This window comes from Actinomadura miaoliensis (assembly GCF_039536785.1).
GTDB classification, from domain to species: domain Bacteria; phylum Actinomycetota; class Actinomycetes; order Streptosporangiales; family Streptosporangiaceae; genus Spirillospora; species Spirillospora miaoliensis.
In genome coordinates this window covers 185,623-205,437 of record NZ_BAAAZG010000047.1, presented here as the reverse complement: position 1 = coordinate 205,437, position 19,815 = coordinate 185,623, and the positions used below count along the sequence as shown (strand labels likewise).

Genomic DNA, 19,815 nt, shown 5'->3' with positions numbered 1-19,815 from the left:
AGCTGATCTATTGGCCGCCGGCCGAACTGGGCGACGCCTCCGCGTTCGTGGCGGCTCTGGTGTGGAGGACCTCGCGGGCCTGCTCCGCGGCGCGGACGGTGTTCTCGCCGACGAAGTCGAGAAAACGGGCGGCGCCCTCCAGGCGGGCGGCGGCCGGGGTGCCGGGGCCGAGGATGCCGACGCCCTGCCGTGCGGTCTCGGCGACCTGGGCGAGGGACCGGGCGCTGGCGATCATCGACTGGTACCAGACGTCGTCGTCGACGACATAGCGCTCGCGGCGGCGTTCGTCGCGTTCCCGGCGGACGAGGTCCTGTTCCTCCAGGAAGGTGATCGCCTTGGAGACGGACGCCGGGCTGACCTGGAGGTGCCGGACGAGTTCGGCGGCGGTGAGGCTGCCGGAGTCGGTGGTGTAGAGGCAGGCCAGCACCCGGGCCGTCATCCTCGGCATGCCCGAGGCAATGAAGACGGTGGTGAGAACCTCCTCGAACTCGCGCACGGCCTCGGCGTCGCGTCCGTGCGGCAGGGGGGCCGACTGCGCCCCTCGGGTGGAGGCGGGCCCGCGCCGGCGGGTGCGGCGCTGGGTGGCGTGGTGAGCCAGGTCGGCGCGGTAGGCGGTGGGGCCGCCGTTGCGCATCACCTCACGCGTGATCGTGGAGGTCGGCCGGTCGAGACGGCGGGCGATCTCGGCGTAGGCCAGGCCGTCGGCCAGCCCCGCCGCGATCTGCTGCCGCTCCTGCTGGGTGAGCCTGCCTCCCGGCATCACGACCCCCTTCATGCCCCACGGGTGCTCCATGGCGCCGCTCGCTGTTCCCTGACGCCTGCACCATAGCGTTCACCTTCACTGCATTGCAACGATCGACAGGCCTGTCGTTGCGTTAAACGATAGACCGTTGCAATGATTTCCACGCTCTGACCTGCATAGACGTCACTCCAATGCAAAGTCGTTGTTGTAGAGATTTGGAAAGCAACGTAGCGTTTCCATCGTTCGAAAAAACGAGCCGCAAGCGCAAGGGAGAGCACGATGCACCGCTTCGACACCCCCGCCCCCATCACCGCCGTCCTGGACGTCCCCGCGGGGCGCATCCAGGTCATCGCCGCGGACCGGGCCGACACCGCGGTGGAGGTCCTGCCCGCGAACGCCTCCAAGGGCCGCGACGTGAAGGCCGCGGAGCAGACCCGGATCGAGTACGCCGACGGGGTCCTGCGGATCGAGAGCTCGGCGAAGAACCAGTACCTCGGCCCCTCCGGAGCCATCGAGGTGACGATCCAGCTGCCCGCCGGTTCGCGGGTCGAGGGCAAGGCGGGCAGCGCCGAGTTCCGGACCGTCGGCCGCCTCGGCGACGTCGCCTTCGACGGCGCGTACCACCAGATCAAGCTGGACGAGGCCGCGAGCGTCCGCCTCACCGCGACCGACGGCGACGTCGAGGTCGGCCGGCTGGGCGGCCCCGCGGAGATCAGCACCCAGCGGGGCGACATCCGGATCGCCGAGGCCGTGCGCGGCACGGTCGTGCTCCGCACCCAGTCCGGCGACATCTCGGTCGGCGCCGCCCCCGGCGTCTCGGCCTCCCTGGACGCCGGCACCGGCCACGGCCGCGTCACCAACGCCCTCAAGAACGACGGCACCGCCGAGCTCGACATCCACGCCACCACCTCCTACGGCGACATCGCCGCCCGCAGCCTCTGAAGGAGCAGCACATGACGAACCTGGCCATCGCGGCGAACGGGCTGCGCAAGTCTTACCGCGGCAAGGACGGCGACAAGGTCGTGCTGGACGGCGTCGACCTGGCCGTCCCCGAAGGAACGATCTTCTCCCTGCTCGGCCCCAACGGCGCCGGCAAGACCACCACCGTGCAGATCCTGTCCACGCTGATCCGGGCGGACGGCGGCGAGGTTTGGGTCGCGGGATACGACCTGAACCGTCAGGCCGACGACGTGCGCGGCGCGATCGGGGTGACCGGGCAGTACTCGGCCGTCGACAAGCTGCTCACCGGCGAGGAGAACCTGCTCCTCATGGCCGACCTCAAGCACCTGCCGAAGCGCGAGGGCAGGAAGAAGGCCAGGGAGCTGCTCGAGAGGTTCGACCTGGTCGACGCGGCCGGCAAGCCCGCCGCCACCTACTCGGGCGGAATGCAGCGCCGGCTGGACCTGGCGATGACCCTGGTCGGCGACCCGCGGCTGATCTTCCTGGACGAACCCACCACCGGCCTCGACCCGCGCAGCCGCCGCTCCATGTGGAACATCGTCCGCGACCTCGTCGCCGGCGGCGTCACGATCTTCCTGACCACCCAGTACCTGGAGGAGGCCGACGAGCTCGCCGACCGGATCGCCCTGCTCGACCACGGGCGGCTGATCGCCGAGGGCACCGCCGAAGAGCTCAAGCGGCTCATCCCCGGCGGCCACATCCAGCTCACCTTCGCCGACGCGCACCAGCTGGAGGCGGCCCGCCACCTGGTCGGCGCGGGGGCCGGCGCCGAAGCCGCCGGCCCCGAGGCGCTCACCCTGCAGGTGCCCAGCGACGGCAGCGTCCGCGCGGTCCGCGAACTGCTCGCCCTGCTGGACGAACGCTCGATCGACGTCGCCGAGATGAGCGTCCACACCCCCGACCTCGACGACGTCTTCCTCACCCTCACCGGCCAGCAGCAGAAGGAGGCCCTCCGATGAGCACCCTCACCCTCGCCGCACGCGACTCCTCCACCATGGTCCGGCGCCAGCTCAAGCGCCTGATCCGCTACCCGTCGATGACCGTGCAACTGGTCATCACGCCCGTCATCCTCCTGCTGCTGTTCGTCTACGTCTTCGGCGGCACCCTCGGCAACGGCCTGGGCGGCGGCCCCGGCGGTCGGGACGCCTACGTCAACTACGTCGTCCCCGGCATCCTGCTCATGGCGGCCGCCACGGCCGCGACCGGAACCGCCGTCATGGTCGCCACCGACATGACCGAGGGCATCATCGCCCGCTTCCGCACCATGCGGATCTCCCGGGCCTCGGTCCTCACCGGCCATGTCGTCGCCAGCGTCATCCAGCAGCTCCTGGGCACGGCCGTCGTCATCGGCATCGCCCTGGCCATCGGCTTCCGCCCCAACGCCACCCCCGTCGAATGGCTCGCCGCCGCCGGCCTGTTCACCTTCTTCGTCCTGGCCATCACCTGGCTCGCGGTCGCCCTCGGCCTGAAGTCCCCGACCCCCGAGGCCGCCAGCAACGCCCCGATGCCCCTGGTCTTCCTGCCCTTCCTCGGCAGCGGCTTCGTCCCCACCGACTCCATGCCCACCGTCCTGCGCTGGTTCGCCGAGTACCAGCCCTTCACCCCGATCATGGAGACCGTCCGCGGCCTCCTCCTCGGCACCCCGATCGGCAACAGCGCCGCCATCGCCACCGCCTGGTGCGCCGGCATCGCCGCCGTCTCCTACCTCTGGGCCAAGAACACCTTCAACAAGGCCTGACCATGACCCGGCCGAACAGGGCCGTCAGACCCCCCGGTCTGACGGCCCTGAAGCTGTTGAAGGTGTGAGCCCGCCTGCCCCACCACCCGGCCCCGTGATGATCCCGTCCATCGTGCCCGGCCGTGGGCGCCACCCGCAGATGGCCCGCGCTCACCCCGGTGAGGCGGCCGCCGCCTTGCGACCAGCGCGACCGGGTGACGGCCACGGATCAGCGAGACAGGTCATACGTCTCATGCAGTTTCCACTCGACAAGGATCCGATCCGAGTCGACGCGGAAGACGCTGCCTCGATACTCAAGGCGGGTCCCGCCGTCGAACCCGTACAGCATCCTGAGCGCATCCCTGTGACCGCGCCGCGGACCGACCTCCAGTTCGTCGTCGAGGCTCGGCCCCTGGAGGAACTGGCCGGCACCGCGCGACTCGTGCAGCGCCAAGTCGGCCGCGGCGACATCGATCTCCATGACCCAGTGTTCGGTGCCGGCTCCGGACCACACGGTTCGCTCCAGGACGAGATCCTCGAAGGGGCGCCCCGCCGGTTCCTGCCCCGGCCGCGGCGGTGTCGCCAGCGGCGTCCAATGCTGTTCAACCGGGTCAGGCGTCATGTCGGGGGCGGCGGGAACTCGATTCGGAGCCTTCTCCAGCCACCGCCGGTAACCGTCGACCCGCTTGCCGTGCCGCCGCCGCTCTTCTTCTCTGGCCGGTTCCAGATCCAGGTGCCGCTGCCAGCAGCCGCCGCATATCCGCCGCGACACCGCGACCCGCTCGCCGGCCGACGTATTGACCATCAGAAAGGAGCCGGGAAACTCGTGGGCGCCACGGGTCCAGCCACGGCAGACATCACACCGCCCAGGCAACAGCCCTCTGCCTCTCATCCCCGCTCCGTTCCTCATCTGACCGCCTGATCGTACGATGACGCGACGACACGGCTCCCGTCCAACGCGGCGACTCCCCGCACGTTCGATTCGACCTGGGGCCGCCCGCTGTTAATCGAGTGGTCCTCCTCGCCCATGATCGAGACAATGCCGATGGGGAGCCCGAAATATAAGAGGAGACGACTGGATGGCTGCTTCGCGAGCCGCCCTCACGCGCGACGACCTGAAGCTCAAGGTCACTGTCCAGCGCGGGCGGCTCGACGGCACGGCCTTCCGGGTGATCCGACCGGCCAGACCGTTGAAGAACGGGGCGCTCTACAAGGCCCCACATTGGTACGAGATGTACGTGGACCGGACGGACGGCCGACGCGTTGGCACCCTGATGCTGCTCGCGGCCCGATCCCCGCGATCCCTGATCTACCTGCCGATGCGCACCACCCCGACTGCTCCCGGGATCGGCTGGGACAACGAGAAGCCGTTCGACCTCGTACTGGCGCATCGCGCGGTGCAGTTCCGGCCCTCGCGATGGAAGCAACTGCGCGAGCGCATCAACGCGGGAAACGCTCCCCGAGAGCTGCGCACCGCGAGCATCCCGGCAAGAGACCTACCGGCCGACCACGAGTTCGACCCGTCAGAACGAAGCCATCCCAGGCACGGCACCCTGCTTCGCCAGGCCGTCTACGCGGAGACCCTTTTCCTGACGGGCGGCACGACGGCGTTCCGGGAGGCGGCACGGCACATCTTCGCCGTCACCACCGACGGGCCGCCCCGCGCCGCGACGGAGCTTTACCTGCCCGGCGGCTGCAATTACCACGTCTGCCGCAGTTTCTACGACTGGCAGGATCTGGTGGAGCACGGCTGGAACCAGTTCCATGTGGAGTTCTCCCCGCGGTGGGCAAGGTGAGCGTAATCAGCAAGCCTTGCCCAGGATGTGCCGACCTTGAAACGCGTCACGTGGGGCCCAGTCCGTACAAGAGACGCGGAGGCGGCGGCCGACCTGCTGCGGGCGCTCGCCGAAAAGTATCCCGGCGAAGCCCGCTTGCAGAACCGTTGGCATGACGCAGCACTCGACCTCTGTCGCCGCAGCGCCCTCTGACCTTGGGGCTCGCCTTGACCAGCAACCCGAGCAGGTCGGCCGGGCCGCGCAGATCGGCGGCCTCGGCCATCACCGGCCGCGCTGGTCAGACCGTTCGGCGTCACGCTCGGCTCGGCTGAGGCCCGCACCGAGGTCCGCGCTGTGTACGGCGGGTTCGGCATCGCCGTCGGTGGCTAGGTCCGGGAGAACCGCTCCACGTCCCGGAGGCGGACCGCATTCCGCTGCGCCGACGGTGTCCCGGGCGTCCGGCTCTCCGCCGAGGTCGTCGGCCTGCTGCACGCAGGCGCCGCCCGCGTGCTCGATCCCGCCCATCGAGCGCGGCCGTGGGATGCGAGCGGCACCAGCGGATGACCCGCACTCGCCTCGGTGAGGCGGCCGCCGCCTTGCGACCAACGCAAACCGGGTGACGAGCGAGACAAGTCATACGTGTCATGCAGTTTCCACTCGGCAGGGCGATCCCAAGGCCGGTCGGCAACGGCCGGCCGGGATGGCGCGCAGGGTGGAACCGATCGGGTCTCCGTGGACATCCGGGACGCGGCCTGATCGTCGCGGGGCAGTGACTGGACGTCCGGCTCGCGGGAACGCGACATCATCCTTCGGCGGGCAGGATGACGGCGCGAACCCGCCAGATCTTCGCCGGTGACGACTGTTGGGTGGGATGCACTTCCACTGGCGCTTCCTCACTCACAGGACGGAATCGATGTCCACAGTCGGCACCGCCACGTCGTCCCGCTCGTCAACGACAGGCTGGGCGGCGGTGCTCTCGGTGATGATGGGAATCTTCTCGATCGTCACCACCGAAATCCTGCCGATCGGGCTGCTGACGTCCATCGGTTCCGGCTTCACCGTCTCCGACGGGACCGCCGGACTGATGATGACCATGCCCGGATACCTGGCGGCGGTCGCGGCCCCCACGGTCACCGTCGCCACGGCGCGGGTCGACCGCCGGCTGATGCTGTGCGCCTGCATGTTCCTGCTGGCGTCGGCGAACTTCATCGCGGCCGCCGCCCCGAACTACTGGGCGATGCTCGTCTCGCGTGTTCTGGTCGGGATCGTCATCGGCGGCTTCTGGTCGATCGGCGCCGGGCTGGCGGACCGGCTGGTGCCCGCAGACTCGACGCGCCGCGCGACCGCGGTGATCTTCTCTGCCGTCCCGCTGGGGTCGGTCCTCGGTGTGCCGCTGGGGACGCTGATCGGGGACCTGGCAGGGTGGCGGGTCAGCTTCGTGGTGATGGGCGTGTTGTCCACGGCGGTGCTCATCGCGCTCGCCGTGCTGGTGCCGCCGCTGCCCGCCGAGCAGGCCACCCGGCTCGACGTGCTGCGCGGCATGATCCGGAACGTCGGCACCCGGTTCGCGCTGCTGGTGACCTTTCTGGTCGTCATGGCGCATTTCGGCACCTACACGTATGTGACGCCCTTCCTTGAGCGGGTCACGCATGTGTCATCGGGGCTGATCACGGTGTTCCTGCTGACCTACGGCGTCGCCGGAATCCTCGGCAACTTTCTGTCGGGTGCGGCCGTCGCCCGTCACCCGCACGCGGCCTTCGGTATCGCCGGGGGTCTCATCGCCTTCGCCACGCTGATGTTTCCTCTTCTCGGGCAATGGGACGCGGGTGCCATCGCGCTGCTGATCGTGTGGGGCGTCGGCTACGGCGCCGTTCCGGTCTGTTCGCAGACGTGGTTCGCCAAGGCGGCCCCCCACGCACCGGAGGCCGCGTCCGTGCTGTTCACGGCGTCGTTTCAGGCGACGCTCTCCACCGGCGCCATGGTCGGAGGCATCATCGTGGACCGCACGTCCCTGTCGACGATCATGCTGCTCGGCGGCACCACAGCCACCATCATGACAATGACCGTACTCCTCCGAACACGCTCCGCTCCCGCTTAACGGCTGCTCAGCGAATGCACAGGACGGCCGGACGCGCAACCTCAGCGGACGCCGGACTTGATCTCCGAGAGGAGAGCAGCGAACGCGGAGCGGGTGAGGTGCAGGTGAGAGCCGTCGGGGTCCTTGGAATCCCGGATGCCGATCACCGCGTGTAGAGCGGCGACTTCGACACAGTTGCTGTTGACGTTATCGCCCGAATAGCTGGACTTGCGCCAGTGCGGGACGGGGCGATTCATAGCGCCTCCAGAATGGATGTGATCAGCATCTCGGACTCGCCGACCGGGAGTGCTTCACCCCCGATCATGTCGAAGCGTACCGCTAGGCGGTGCACGTCGATAGGCCGTACGACCACCTGCCCCAGCCCCTCCGCACCCTCCACGAAGGCGACGTCATTGCCTTCCGCGAAGCCGAGGACGGTGAAACCACTGGCCACGTAGACGGGAGCGCCGATGGGGATGACTCGCACAGTATTGCGGGCTTCGCGGGCCATCTTGAGCAGGTGGGCGAGTTGTTCGCGCATCACCTCTGGGCCTCCGACCGGCTCACGAAGCGCCGCTTCCCTGATCAACGCGGTGATGAACGGAGGGTCCTCACGGTGGAGGATGTCCTGGCGGCCCATCCGAGCGGTAACCGCCCGGTCCAGGTTTTCAGGGCCTTGCCCCGTGCTCAGCACCAGCCGGGCGTACTGCTCGTTCTGAAACAGGCCTGGCACGTTCAGCGGCTCGTAGACGCGGATGGAGTCGGCTTGGGCCTCCTGTTCGGAGTAGTTGCGATACGTGAGTGACAGGCCTGCTTCGCGGATGACGTGCCAGTACTGCTCTTCGAAGTAGTCGGTCTCGTGGAGGCGGTCGAGTTTGACGCTGACGTCGAGGGTCGGGAGGCGGCGGAGGTTCTCGACGGCGGAGATGGTCTTGGGTGAGACGTTGCAGGCCGCGCCGACCTCGGCCTGGCTGAGGCCGTCGCGTTCGCGGTAGCGGCGCATGCGCTGGACGAACGCGGCGGCGCAGCTTCCCTTGGGGTCGAAATCGCGCTGTTCGGGCTCCATGGGGGGCTCCTCGTATCTACCGCGGGCGTGTATCTGCTCACGTACTTCCGGACCTTAGGTCCGCGCCAGCAGCCTTGAGGGCGGTTCACGGAAAGTGACGACACGATCACCTGGAGGCTACAAGTGATCTCTGAGGAGGCGCGCCGGCTGCGGAGGGTCAAGCTGCTGGCGCTGGCGGGGGCGCTGGACGACGTGGGCATGCGGGCGCGGATCATCGACTACACCCTGCGTCCGGCGCTGCTGCGCTGCTGGGACCCCGCACAGATGGGGCCGACCCTGCTGGTGGTGTGCGTGCGGACGGCCGAGACCGGCCGCCGGTGGCAGTTCCGCTTTCACCCGTCCGGGGAACTGCTCGGCGACGCCGAGGACGTCATGGACCCCGACGACGCCAGGGACGCCGCGCTGACCCTGGCGGCGGCTCTCACCGTGCGGGACGGGCAGGAGTACGAGGCGAAGTGGTGGCCTTCGCGCGGCGGGAGGCCGGGTTGAGCGGCGGTGTCAGGCGCCTTACCGCTCGCTGACGGCATGCCGTCGGCGGGATGCGATGCGCGATCATCAGCCTGTGGCACAGGTGTGGCAGAGCTGGGGGCAGGTCATCGTCGTCTCCGTCCTGGGGCTGCCGCTGTGCGCCGCCGTGGTGTGGTGGCGCGCGACGGCGGGGCACCGCGGACGAGGCGGCCGGTGGCTGGGCGCGATCGCCGAGGTCGGTCTCATCGCCGGGACCCTGCCGTGGCTGTGGATGGTCATGACCCCGGGTTCGGAGCCGAGAAGCGTGCGCCTGGTGCCGCTGGTCGATCTGTACGACGTGCTCCGGGGGTCCGCCGACACGGCCGTGGTGCAGGTGGTCGGGAATCTGCTGGTGTTCGCGGCGCTCGGGTTCTTCCTTCCGCTCCGGTGGCGGCTCGGTGCGACGGCGGTCGGCGTGATCGCGTGCGCCGGCTCGGTCGCGATCGAGACGGCCCAGTGGACGTTGGACCTCGGCCGGGTCTCGTCGGCCGACGACGTCCTGATCAACACGCTCGGTGCCGTGCTGGCCGCGCTGGTGTCCCGCCCGTGGTGGCGCCGACGGCGCGCGGAGCCGGTCACCTAGGTGGTCCCGGCCGGCGGTCGGCTGCGAGGCGTTCCTCGCTCGCCCGGGGGGAGGAGCGATGAGCCTGGTCACAGCACACGGCGGCGCGTGCCGCGTCGCCGTCCTCGCTTCCGGCCTGGAGTACGGACGGACGAGATCAGCGGCCTGCGGTTCTGACCTCCCGGCGCGGTAGGCGCGGCATGCCGAAGACGGCGCGGGCCGGGTTGACCCTGCGGACGAGGTCGTATGTCGCGATGCTCAGGGCGAACGACAGGGTCATTATCAGGACGTACGGGACGACACCGCCGTCCGCGAGCCCCAGCACGTAGTACGCGACGATCACCAGATAGGTCTGGTGGAGGACGTAGACGGGGAAGGCCGCCGGATTGAAGTACGTCATGAACCTGGACGTCCCGTTCAAGTACCGGTGGCCGTAGCCGAGCATCGCCAGCAGCGTCACCCAGCACGCCAGTTGCTTCCACGCTTCCCCCAGGAGGGCGGGCGCGTGCGGGTCGGCGAGGACGCCTGCCGCGCCGACGCCCGCCGCGGACAGGTAGAGCCGCCGGCACCGCTGGATGGTGGCCATGATCGCGTCGTCGGTCGCGATGAGGAAGCCCAGCAGGAAGTACGCGGCGTACACGAAGATGTTCTTTCCGGCGACGTCCGGGAGCAGGGACAGCGCGACGACGCCGGCGGCGGGCAGCACGATGAGCAGCGGGTGCCGCATCCAGCCGGCCGAGTGACCGGAGGCGACCATCCTGGCCATCGGCCGCACGAGCGCGACCGAGATGAGGAACAGGAACAGGATGAACCACAGGTGCGCCGGCGAAATGCCGCCCTCGTACTCCGACCAGTCCGAGAAGTCGGTGAAGTAGCTCCGGAGGAACTCCGGGTAGCTTCCCTCGTAGCCGCGGTGGAACCGCTTCGCGAAGTACGCCTGCGGCGGTACGACCACCAGCACCCCGAAGACGAACGGCACCACCAGGCGGGAGACCCGTTCGCCGACGTACGTGCGCGCCGTCCTGCGCTGGAGCGCGTAGTGGCTGGACGTTCCCGCGAGCAGGAACAGCAGCGGCATGAACCAGTACGAGAGCTGGACCAGGACGGACGCCGCCGCGTTCACCTCCCCCTTGACGTAGAACGAGGCGTCCTCGTTGAAGACCCGGGCCGCGTGGTACGGGAACAGGAAGAGGATTCCGAGGTTCCTCAACCAGTCGATGTGGTTCTTGCGCACTTGAGACGCCTCCGCTCGAACTCGATACTCAAAGTATTCAATACTTTGGGTATCGAGCGCCAGGGGTCAGCCGCCCGTCGCGGTGTCAAGGGTGATGGCGCCGCTGCCGGTGCGGACCGCGAGCGAGCGGGGCGCGGCGGGGTCCACAGGGACGCCGGCGCGCACGTCACCGCTCTCGGTGGTGGTCGTGATCTTGTACGTGGTGCGCGGCACCGCGATCGCGACCTCGCCGTTGTCGGTGGTCACGGTCACCTGCCGGGGCGCGGCGGCGAACGACAGATCGACCTTCCCGTTCTGCGCGGCGGCCGAGACGCGTTCCGACCTGGTGGAGGAGGAGCGCACCTCGCCGTTGTCGCTGCGCAGGTCCAGCGGTCCGGTGGCACCGGTGACCCGGATCGCGCCGTTGGAACTGCGGATGTTCAGCGCGGCGGCAAAGCCGGTGGCCGAGATGCGGCCGTTCTCGCCTTCGACGCTCAGCGCGAGGTTCTTGGGGACGAGGATCCGGTAGCGCACCGCGCAGCCGCCGACCAGCTTGCCGCAGTCGGTGGCGAGGGTGAGGCGGTCGCCCCTGAGTTCCCAGGTCGCGGCCGGCTTGCCGCCGATCAGCGCCCACCGGTCGAACCAGCGGGTCACCTGGATCTCGTCCACGTCGGCGGGCCGCAGGTCCAGGTCGCCTCGGTCCTTGGTGATCGTGAGGCGGCCGCCGACCGGGCCGAAGGCGCGCCGCTCCGGCTCGACGTCGTCGGCGGAGGCGCCGCAGCCGGTGAGCGGTGCGAGCGCGAGCAGTGCGCCGACGGTGAGCGCCAGGGGCCGGCGATGAGAGGTGCTCAACAGGGTTCCCCCGATTCGATACCGAAAGTATTCAATACTTCGAGTATGCTACACTCCGGCCATGACCGACAGCCCAGGGCCCGCCCGGCGGGTGCCACGTGAGGAGGTGCGGCGGCGGCTGCTGGCCGAGGCGGTGCGGGTGTTCACCGAACGCGGCTACGCCGACGCGCGGATCGAGGACATCGCCCACGCCGCCGGCTTCACCAAGGGCGCCGTCTACTCCAACTTCGGCGGCAAGCGGGAACTGTTCGGAGCGATCCTCGGCAAGGGCGCCGAGGACGAACTGGCCACCGTGACCGCCGAGCTCGACGGCGACCCCGCCACGGTGATCGACCGGGTCGCCCGCACGATCACCGCGCGGATCGTCGGGGACACCGGGCGCGGTCAGCTGGGCCTGGAGTTCGCCGCCCAAGCAGCCCGCGACGAGAAGACACGGGCCGTGCTGACCCCGATGCGCCGCGCGCAGCGGGACGCGGCCGCCCGTGCGATCGCCGAGGCGACCGAACGCACCGGAACCGCACCGGCCGTGCCCGCGGAGCTGGCCGGGCTGATCCTGCACTGCCTCACCAACGGCCTGGTCAACGAGCACCTCGCCGACCCGGAAGCCGTCACGGCCGACGTCATCGAGCGGGCGTTCGCCACCGTCCTGACCGCACTGCTCCCCCCGCCCGCAGACGCCTGAGAGTCGCCGCCTCAGGAGGGGCCTGTTGCCGGCCGGCCCGTCCAGCAGTGCAGGCGCCTCCCAGAAGACCCACGCCAACCGGCCGGCGGCGCGCCGCAGCCGCACCGGCGGCAGACGGTCATCGGCGGAAGCGGAGGCCGCGGTCGAGCAGGTAGCAGGCGAGGGCGGCCGACAGGAGGGGAAGCCCACGGAACTCCCGCAGGAGAACCCTCGCGTCATGGCTCACCACGTCACCGTACGGCAGGGTCGAGGAGAGATGCTCGCCGATGGTCCGGCCCAGGCTCATGGCGGCCGGCAGGCCGTGGTGGAGGAGCGGACATCCTTGCGGCGGACCCCGCCTCCGGCGTACAGGTTCGGCTCTCGATGCGCGCGTCAGACGGTTTTGATCGTGCCGCCGTCGAGTACGTAGTCCGCTCCGGTGATGTTGGCCGCGAGGCCGGACGCCAGGAACAGCGCCAGTGAGGCCACCTCCTCCGGCTCGCTGAACCGTCCGGTGAGGATGCCCATGCCGGCCGGGACCACCTCGTCCACCGCCTGCTCGGGGGTGGTGCCCGCCGCACCGGCGACCACGTGCGCGAAGCCGCCGGGCCCGGTCCAGAACGGGGTGCGCACCGGCCCGGGCGAGATCGTGTTGACCCGGATGCCGTGGGGGGCCAGCTCGATCGCCAGCGACTTGCCGAGGTTCACCAGGGCCGCCTTGGCCGCGCTGTAGTGGGCGACCGCCGGGTCGGGCTGCCGCGCGTTGACGGAGCCGATGTTGACGATGGCGCCGCCGCCCCGTGCCTTCAGCGCGGGGATCGCGGCACGGGTCGCCCGGACCGCGCTGAAGAACGTGATGTCGAAGATCCGCTGCCAGGCGGCGTCGGTGATGTCGGCGAAGGTCGGCCCGGGTTCGCTGGCGCCGACATTGTTGACCAGGATGTCCACCCCACCGTGCAGCTCGGCCGCTTCGGCCGGTAGCGCCGCCGGGCCGTCGGCGGTCGCGAGATCGACCGCGACGACGGCGACGCCCCGCTCGTCGCGCATCTGCGCGAGCTCGTCGGTCACGGTACGCGCCCCCACGACGACATGCGCACCCTCGTCGGCGAGCTTCCCGGCGATGGCCAGGCCGATCCCCTTGCTGCCCCCGGTGACCACGGCCACCTTGCCTTTCAAGCCAAGATCCATGCACTTCATCGTGCAGGCCCCCTGAAAAGGTTTCTGGCAGAAATCCGCCGTCACGTCCGGACAGGAGCCGAGAGGGAGACCGTCACCAGATGTAGCGATATGACTTCAGAGTGCTATCTACGCTGGTATCTTCGGCGCCAGAGTGTGATGACGAGGCCGGCGACGGCCCAGGACGAGAGCACCCCGATGAGTACGCTGGCAGCCATGACCGCTCAGCCCGTGGACCCCGCGCCCGAGCAGCCGCACGACCCCGGCTACGACCCAGCCGCGATCTTCCGGTTGTTGCCTGACCGGTATCGCGGCGAGTTCCGGGCGGACTACGACGCCGCGCTGGAAGCCGCGCATGACTTCGCCGAGTTCGCGCGAATTCGCGAGGTACTGCAGCAGTGGCGGCTGAGGGCGATGGCTTACGCGCGTCCCGGTTACGACGAGGCGGTCCGGGACGCCCTGGAAGGCCGGGACGACAAATTCTTCGGTGCCGACCAGGTCCCCGGCTGGGCCGGAAAGCTGTGACCTACAAGTTCGACGGCTTCCACGGTCGTGCGCTGCACGAGCTGCATGGCCTGCCCAGCCGCTCGACCCCGGCTACGACCCGGCCGCGGTCTTCCAGGCATTGCCGCCGCGGTTCCGGGAGGACTTCCGGGCCGGCTATGAGGCGGCCCTGGACGCAGCACACGACTTCGACCAGTTCAAGTGCATTCGCGAAGTACTGCATCTCTGGCGGTTGCGCTCGGTGGCATATTCCCGTCCTCACCACGAGGAGGCCATTCGGGCCGCCAAAGAAGGACGGGACGAGGAGTTCGTCGGGGCCGACCTGATTCCCGGCTGGGCAGAACCCTCTAGTTCGGCGGGTTCTACGGGCGCGGCCTGCTGGAGTTGAACGGTCTGCCCGATTGTGCATCACCGACGTCACGTGGCTTGGGTGAAGTCATGGGGCGGGGCGGTGTGGGCCGCCCCGCCGGTTGTCAGTCGGTGGTGGTGAGGGTGTTGAGGCGTTCGATGGCCTCGACGTATTCCTCCATGAGGTCGTAGACGACCTGGGCGGCGGGTTTGACCTGGTTCATGGAGCCGACGATCTGGCCGACGGGGAAGGTGGCCAGTTCGCCGTCGCCGGAGCGGTTGATGCGGCGCAGGGCGTCGGAGATCAGCATGAACTGCATGGGCATCGGCAGGGGGCCGGGGGACTTGTCGCTCTCCCACGCCTCGGTCCAGGCGGTCTTGAGCATGCGGGCGGGCTTGCCCGTCCAGGAGCGGGAGCGGACGGTGTCGCGGGAGGTGGCCTCCAGGAGCTTGGCGCGCTGCCGCTCGGGGGTGTCGGCCTCGTCGACGGTCAGCCAGATGGAGCCGGTCCACGCGCCGTCGGCGCCCAGGGCCATGCCCGCGGCGACCTGACGGCCGCGGCCGATGCCGCCGGCGGCCAGGACGATGGTGTCCGCGCCGACCGCGTCGACCACCTCGGGGATCAGCACCATGGTGGACACGTCGCCGGTGTGGCCGCCCGCCTCGGTGCCCTGGGCGACGATGATGTCGACGCCGACCTCGACCTGTTTGCGGGCGTGCCGGGCGTTGGAGGCCAGGCCCGCGACCTTCACGCCGTGCCGGTGGGCCTGCTCGACGACGTCGGCGGGCGGCGGGCCGAGGGCGTTGGCCAGCAGCGCGATCGGGTGCCGGAGGGCGACCTCGACCTGCGGACGGCCGGTGGCGTCGGTCCAGCCGAGCAGCACCTTGCCCGCGCCCTCCTCGCCGAGCGGTTCGACGCCGTGCTCGGCCAGCAGGTCCTCGACGAACTGCCGGTGCCGGTCGGGGATCATGCCCTGCAGCCTGCCGAGCAGTTCGGCCGCGTCGCCCACGTCGGCGCCCTCGTACTTGGCGGGCATCACCACGTCGACGCCGTAGGGCTTGCCGCCGACGTGCTCGTCGATCCACTTCAGCTCGAGTTCGAGCTCCTCGGGGGTGAAGTACAGGGCGCCGAGGACGCCCATGCCGCCGGCGCGGCTCACCGCCGCGACCACGTCGCGGCAGTGACTGAACGCGAAGATCGGGTACTCGATGCCGAACAGTTCGGTGACTCGGGTCCGCACAGCCTCGACCTTAGGCGCCGGACACCGAAACTGCAACAGGTTCTAGTTGTGGGCTGTGATCACCGGTCGGCGTTGGAAGCCTTTCTTAGAACGGGTATCAGCGGTGGCGGGCGGCATAGGAGCCGGGCGGGGCCGGTGGGTGGCGGGGCGGGTCCTGCTCGCCGGGGCCGCGGGGCGGGGCGGCACCGGACGCGGCGTCGGCCGCGGAAGGCTTGGCGACCGTCGCGGCCGTCGCGGTCGTCGCGGCCGTGGCTCCCGCGGTGGCTTTGGGGGCGGCGGGCACCGTCTTGAAGCGGCCGTCGGCGCGGCGGGGCGGCGGGGGCGCGGCCGGGCGGCCCGGGGCGGCGGTGAGGGCCAGCCGGCCGCCGACGGCCAGCAGGATCAGGCCCGCGGCCAGGGCGCCGAACGGCAGGTAGCCGCGGACGGCGGTGATCTTGAGGGCGTTGGCGTCGGCCAGGTCGACCAGGGACTGCTGGTCGCGCTCGATCGTCGCCAGGTCGGCCTGCGCGACGACCATGCGGCCGCGCCCGTCGGGGGTCTGGACGGTGCTGTAGATGTTCTGCCGGTGCCGGACCGGGATGCCGGTGCGCGGGTCCACCCAGACGGTGTTGGTGGCCTGGGTGTAGCGGTCGACCTTCTGCGGCGGGCTGTCCTTGCCGAGGCCGAGCATGCGGCCGGGGATCTTGACGTCCAGGGACGAGGTCCTGGTGTTGGGGATCTGCTGGACGAACCGGTAGGCGGTCATGCCCTGCACGGTGTCCTCGCCGTCGTAGCGCATCGGCGCGAGCTGCCGGGTCGTCATGTCGAAGAACGGGTAGTCGACCTTGTCGACGTTGCCGAGCGGGAACAGCAGCCCGTACCCCGACATGCGGACGTTGTTGTCGCCGTCGACGTTGACGCCGCAGCAGTTGACCAGCTCGGAGGTGCGGCGGTCGAAGGCCATGCGATAGCCCTGGATCTGGATGGGCTTGTCGGGGTTCGCGGTGTCGACGATGTTGGTCGTGGAGTCCCAGACCGCGACGTTCTCGTTGCCGTTGTTGGCGCGCACGTCCCCGCGCAGGGTGTTGGTGGCCAGCAGGGTGGCGCCCGAGCGGGTCTTGAGGGTGGAGGTGTCGAAGTACGTGGCGTTGCGCGCCTCCAGCCGCGTCACCGCGTAACGATTGAGCGGCGCGACGACGACCTTGTCGGCCACGTAGAACCGGACCAGCGGGCCCAGCGTCAGGAAGAACGCGCCCAAGCCGATGAGGGCCATTCCGACCGGTCGTCGCACGTACACCTCCGGGAGGACCGCCGGGTCCGGCGTGGTGCGCGTCACCCTACCGGACCTGTCGAACCGTCCGTCTAATAGACCAATGCCGCGAACCGATATTCGGACGCCCTGAATAGCGAGCTTCGGTCGCTGAACTGAGGAGACATCCCGCCGGTAGGCTACCGACAGGTAAGCTCCGGGGCCATGGTCGCCGCGCAGCGCCCCCCGTCCGCGGCCTCGCCGACGCGCCCGGCCGCGCTGGAGCAGCCCCGCCCGCGTCGTGCGACGCTGGCCCGTTCGGTGCGGCTGCTGCGCGCGTTCCTCCGTGAGCAGCACGACCCCGACGGCTTCTATCGGCTCCTGGCACGCGACACGGTTGCGCAGCTCTCCGCCTACGCCCGGCTCGACGGGGCGGTGGCGCTGGACGTGGGCACGGGTTCGGGAGCGCTCGCGCGGGAGCTGAACGCGGCCGGGGCCCGGTGCGCCGGAATGGACGTCGACGTCGCGGAACTCACCGTGCCCACGGCGGGCAACGTGCTGGCGGCGGACGCCCTCGCGCTGCCGTTCCGGGACGGTGTCGTTGACGTGTGCGTGTCGTCCAACGTGCTGGAACACGTGCCGGACCCCTGGCGGATGGGCGCGGAGATGATTCGGGTGACCCGCCCCGGGGGCGTCGTGTACCTGGCGTTCACTCCCTGGCTGTCGCCCTGGGGCGGGCACGAGACCTCCCCCTGGCACTACCTGGGGGGCGAGCGGGCGGCGCGGCGATACGAACGCAGGCACGGCCGTCCCCCCAAGAACCGTTACGGCGAGAGCCTGTATCCCGTGACGGCGGGCAAGGCTCTCGCCTGGGCGCGTGCACGACGAGACGTGGAGGTGCTGGACGCGTTCCCGCGCTACCACCCGCGCTGGGCCAAGGGCGTCGTGCGTGTTCGGGGTCTGCGTGAGGTGGCGTCGTGGAATCTGGTGCTGGTGCTGCGCCGGCGTCTCAGGGCGGGCTGATGTCCAGCGAGCCGAGCGACGACGATGGCCTGCCCCAGATCTCGGGGCATCAGAGCACGCTCGACGGGGTGCGCGCGGTCGCCGCGTTGGCCGTGGTCGTCTACCACGTGGCCAGTACGGCCGGCGCCATTGGCGGCAACTGGTTGTTCAACGGCGGCCAGGTGGGCGTGCCGTTGTTCTTCACGCTTTCGGGGCTGCTGCTCTACCGTCCCTGGGCGGCGGCGGTGCTGCTCGGACGGCCCTCCCCGAGCGTGCGCGGCTATCTGCGCAAGCGCGCGCTGCGCATCCTGCCCGCCTACTGGGTGGTGGTCGTCTGCTTCATGCTGCTGGTGGCGAAGGACCACAGCGGCGACACGGGTACGTGGGGGTTCCTGCTCACGCTCACGCACACGTACCTTCCGGACCCGTGGTGGGGCGCGAGCCTGGGGCCGCCGCACCTGGGGCAGATGTGGAGCCTGTCGGTGGAGGTCGCCTGGTACGCGCTGCTGCCGGTGACGGCGGCCGTGCTGGGGTGGTACGCGCGGCGCGTCCCGTCCGGGGACGTCGACGCGCGTGCCCGCAGGTTGCTGTTCGGCCTTGCCGCCTACGCGTTCGTTTCTCTGGCCTACACGGTGGCGATGTTCGTCCCGGAGCCGCGTCTGCTGCTGGGCCTGTGGGTGCCGCGGTTCTTCGTCTGGTTCGCGATCGGCATGGCCCTGGCCGTGGTGACGGTGTGGGCGCGGACGGACACCCGTCATCCGGTGGCGGGCGTGTGCCGCGCGGTGGCCGACGCGTGGGGCGTGTGCTGGCTCGGCGCGGCCCTGCTGTACGTGATCGCCGCGACTCCGGTGACGGGCCCGCTGGACCTGGTGACGCCCGACGCGCTGTGGACCTCGCTGTTCGACCTGGTGCTGAACGGCCTGTGCGCGCTGGCGTTCGTGGCGCCGGTGGCGCTGGCGCCGCCCGGGCACGGCGCGATCGGCGCGGCGCTCGGCAACCCGGTGATGCGCTTCCTCGGCCGCGTCTCCTACGGCCTGTTCCTGTGGCAGATGCTGATCATCGTCGGTTGGTACGAGTGGCGCGACCGGGTGTTCCGGGGCGATCTTCTGCCTGATCTTCCGCTTCTGCTGGCGGCGTCCATCGCAGCGGCGACGGCGAGCCACTACCTGGTGGAGCGTCCGGTTCTGCTGGCGGCGCGGGCGTGGGATCGGCGGGCGGATGCTCGGCGGAAGGCTCGGAAGGCCCGGAAGGCTCCGGATCCCGCGGCGGACGCCCGGACCGAGGCGGCCGCTGGTCCGGTGCCGCCCAGTTGAGCCGGATGGCGTCGTCGGTCCGGCGGCGGGCTCCGGGCCGCCACAGTTCGACGGCCAGACGTCCGACGATGGCCAGGCCGAGCAGCTGAGGGACGAGGCTGCCCAGGGCGCCGGACGGCGACGCCGGGTTGCCGAGGACGTTCGGCCACACCGAGGCGACCAGAGAACCCGTGCCGGCCAGCATCAGCACGGCGGCCCCCCAGGGCGACGCCAGAATCCGGACGTACGCGGCGTCCCGTGTGCGCGCCCAGCCGCACACCAGCGCGACGGGCAGCGCGACCGCCACCCCGGGCAGCCCTGAGATCAGGCCGCCCAGCCCGGCGGCCGACGCCAGCGCCGCCCAGGCGGGCCAGCCCAGCCCGGCAGTCAGCGGACCGGGTTCCGGCCTGCGGCGCCGGGACGGCCACAGCGCCAGCAGCAGGAGAACCGGCAGGAGCGCCAGCCCGCCCATCACCGAGACGCGCTGGGCGCGGTCGGGCTCGTAGGTGAGCCGGACGACGCCGTGCGTCCCGGCGGGCACGACCCAGCCCTGCTTCCACCCGTCCAGCCGGACGGGCCTCAGTTCGGTGCCGCCAACGGTGGCCCGCCAGCCGCTGTTGAAGTTCTCGTTCACGGTGAGGAACGAGCGGCGGTCGGCGTCGACCTGGACGCGGCGCGCCCCGGCCGACCATTCGAGCACGCGCACGGGCCGGTTCGCCGCGTCGGCCGCCGTCACCGCACCGTCGCCGACGACGGCGGTTTCGACGCGGTAGGCGTCCCGCGGCACGGAGGTCAGGCGGTTGTCTCCGGGATGGAGAGCGACCTGCCCGCAGGCGGTGAACCGCAGGGGGCGGCCTTCGAGCACGTCACCGAGGGTGCCTTCGACCCGCGT

Annotated in this window: 21 protein-coding genes; 12 read left to right on the top strand and 9 right to left on the bottom strand. The window is 70.4% G+C overall.

All coding sequences use genetic code 11. The features are described 5' to 3' along the window. Window positions 1-7: 7 nt before the first annotated feature. The gene (locus tag ABD811_RS30235) at window positions 8-760 is read right to left on the bottom strand and encodes a GbsR/MarR family transcriptional regulator (RefSeq protein ID WP_344954981.1); all 753 of its coding nucleotides are present in this window, start codon (window positions 758-760) and stop codon (window positions 8-10) included. 261 nt (window positions 761-1,021) lie between these two features. On the opposite strand from ABD811_RS30235, the gene ABD811_RS30230 reads away from it, so the two are divergent. From ABD811_RS30230 to ABD811_RS30220, 3 genes are read left to right on the top strand one after another with little or no spacing between them, the layout of a single operon-like run. After that, window positions 1,022-1,684, top strand: a complete 663-nt coding sequence (locus ABD811_RS30230) for a DUF4097 family beta strand repeat-containing protein (protein WP_344954565.1) — start codon at window positions 1,022-1,024, stop codon at window positions 1,682-1,684. An 11-nt stretch (window positions 1,685-1,695) separates the two neighbouring features. Continuing rightward, on the top strand, window positions 1,696-2,661 hold the full coding sequence (locus ABD811_RS30225; protein WP_344954564.1) for an ATP-binding cassette domain-containing protein: 966 nt from the start codon (window positions 1,696-1,698) through the stop codon (window positions 2,659-2,661). Next, window positions 2,658-3,440, top strand: coding sequence for an ABC transporter permease (locus ABD811_RS30220; protein WP_344954562.1), 783 nt, complete (start codon window positions 2,658-2,660; stop codon window positions 3,438-3,440). Before ABD811_RS30225 ends, ABD811_RS30220 begins: the two co-directional genes overlap by 4 nt. A gap of 208 nt (window positions 3,441-3,648) precedes the next feature. On the opposite strand, the gene ABD811_RS30215 is transcribed toward ABD811_RS30220, so the two are convergent. Next, a complete protein-coding gene (locus tag ABD811_RS30215; RefSeq protein ID WP_344954560.1) occupies window positions 3,649-4,224 on the bottom strand; it encodes a hypothetical protein in 576 nt (191 codons plus the stop codon). 274 nt (window positions 4,225-4,498) lie between these two features. Here ABD811_RS30215 and ABD811_RS30210 point away from each other — a divergent pair, with 274 nt between their 5' ends. Both ABD811_RS30210 and ABD811_RS30205 read left to right on the top strand, forming a co-directional pair. After that, the gene (locus ABD811_RS30210) at window positions 4,499-5,215 is read left to right on the top strand and encodes a hypothetical protein (RefSeq protein ID WP_344954558.1); all 717 of its coding nucleotides are present in this window, start codon (window positions 4,499-4,501) and stop codon (window positions 5,213-5,215) included. An 850-nt stretch (window positions 5,216-6,065) separates the two neighbouring features. Next, a complete protein-coding gene (locus tag ABD811_RS30205; RefSeq protein ID WP_344954556.1) occupies window positions 6,066-7,292 on the top strand; it encodes an MFS transporter in 1,227 nt (408 codons plus the stop codon). A gap of 41 nt (window positions 7,293-7,333) precedes the next feature. Here ABD811_RS30205 and ABD811_RS30200 read toward each other — a convergent pair whose 3' ends face one another. Both ABD811_RS30200 and ABD811_RS30195 read right to left on the bottom strand, forming a co-directional pair. After that, window positions 7,334-7,528, bottom strand: coding sequence for a DUF397 domain-containing protein (locus ABD811_RS30200; RefSeq protein WP_344954554.1), 195 nt, complete (start codon window positions 7,526-7,528; stop codon window positions 7,334-7,336). After that, window positions 7,525-8,337, bottom strand: coding sequence for a helix-turn-helix domain-containing protein (locus ABD811_RS30195; RefSeq protein WP_344954552.1), 813 nt, complete (start codon window positions 8,335-8,337; stop codon window positions 7,525-7,527). The genes ABD811_RS30200 and ABD811_RS30195 overlap by 4 nt, the downstream gene beginning before the upstream one ends. 123 nt (window positions 8,338-8,460) lie before the next feature. Between ABD811_RS30195 and ABD811_RS30190 the strand changes: the two genes are divergently transcribed. Further along, a complete protein-coding gene (locus ABD811_RS30190; RefSeq protein ID WP_344954550.1) occupies window positions 8,461-8,826 on the top strand; it encodes a hypothetical protein in 366 nt (121 codons plus the stop codon). Window positions 8,827-8,899: 73 nt separating this feature from the next. Further along, on the top strand, window positions 8,900-9,427 hold the full coding sequence (locus tag ABD811_RS30185; protein ID WP_344954548.1) for a VanZ family protein: 528 nt from the start codon (window positions 8,900-8,902) through the stop codon (window positions 9,425-9,427). Window positions 9,428-9,563: 136 nt separating this feature from the next. Here ABD811_RS30185 and ABD811_RS30180 read toward each other — a convergent pair whose 3' ends face one another. Both ABD811_RS30180 and ABD811_RS30175 read right to left on the bottom strand, forming a co-directional pair. Continuing rightward, window positions 9,564-10,640, bottom strand: a complete 1,077-nt coding sequence (locus ABD811_RS30180; RefSeq protein ID WP_344954546.1) for an acyltransferase family protein — start codon at window positions 10,638-10,640, stop codon at window positions 9,564-9,566. Between the two features lie 66 nt (window positions 10,641-10,706). Beyond that, entirely contained in the window at window positions 10,707-11,471 is a 765-nt protein-coding gene (locus tag ABD811_RS30175; protein WP_344954544.1) for a DUF4097 family beta strand repeat-containing protein, read from the bottom strand. Between the two features lie 61 nt (window positions 11,472-11,532). Between ABD811_RS30175 and ABD811_RS30170 the strand changes: the two genes are divergently transcribed. Continuing rightward, on the top strand, window positions 11,533-12,153 hold the full coding sequence (locus tag ABD811_RS30170) for a TetR/AcrR family transcriptional regulator (RefSeq protein ID WP_344954542.1): 621 nt from the start codon (window positions 11,533-11,535) through the stop codon (window positions 12,151-12,153). Between the two features lie 372 nt (window positions 12,154-12,525). On the opposite strand, the gene ABD811_RS30165 is transcribed toward ABD811_RS30170, so the two are convergent. Next, window positions 12,526-13,320, bottom strand: coding sequence for an oxidoreductase (locus ABD811_RS30165; RefSeq protein WP_344954540.1), 795 nt, complete (start codon window positions 13,318-13,320; stop codon window positions 12,526-12,528). Window positions 13,321-13,524: 204 nt separating this feature from the next. Here ABD811_RS30165 and ABD811_RS30160 point away from each other — a divergent pair, with 204 nt between their 5' ends. Both ABD811_RS30160 and ABD811_RS44060 read left to right on the top strand, forming a co-directional pair. Continuing rightward, entirely contained in the window at window positions 13,525-13,833 is a 309-nt protein-coding gene (locus ABD811_RS30160) for a DUF6247 family protein (RefSeq protein ID WP_344954538.1), read from the top strand. Continuing rightward, window positions 13,796-14,200, top strand: coding sequence for a DUF6247 family protein (locus ABD811_RS44060; protein WP_425549477.1), 405 nt, complete (start codon window positions 13,796-13,798; stop codon window positions 14,198-14,200). Before ABD811_RS30160 ends, ABD811_RS44060 begins: the two co-directional genes overlap by 38 nt. An 85-nt stretch (window positions 14,201-14,285) precedes the next feature. Here the strand turns inward: ABD811_RS44060 and ABD811_RS30155 are convergent, their stop codons facing one another. Then, window positions 14,286-15,401, bottom strand: coding sequence for an NAD(P)H-dependent flavin oxidoreductase (locus ABD811_RS30155; protein WP_344954536.1), 1,116 nt, complete (start codon window positions 15,399-15,401; stop codon window positions 14,286-14,288). 97 nt (window positions 15,402-15,498) lie between these two features. After that, on the bottom strand, window positions 15,499-16,671 hold the full coding sequence (pgfA, locus tag ABD811_RS30150; protein WP_344954534.1) for a cell envelope lipid trafficking protein PgfA: 1,173 nt from the start codon (window positions 16,669-16,671) through the stop codon (window positions 15,499-15,501). 183 nt (window positions 16,672-16,854) lie between these two features. Between pgfA and ABD811_RS30145 the strand changes: the two genes are divergently transcribed. After that, entirely contained in the window at window positions 16,855-17,652 is a 798-nt protein-coding gene (locus tag ABD811_RS30145) for a class I SAM-dependent methyltransferase (protein ID WP_344954533.1), read from the top strand. Beyond that, a complete protein-coding gene (locus tag ABD811_RS30140) occupies window positions 17,652-18,944 on the top strand; it encodes an acyltransferase family protein (RefSeq protein WP_344954531.1) in 1,293 nt (430 codons plus the stop codon). Before ABD811_RS30145 ends, ABD811_RS30140 begins: the two co-directional genes overlap by 1 nt. Window positions 18,945-19,815 lie beyond the last annotated feature (871 nt).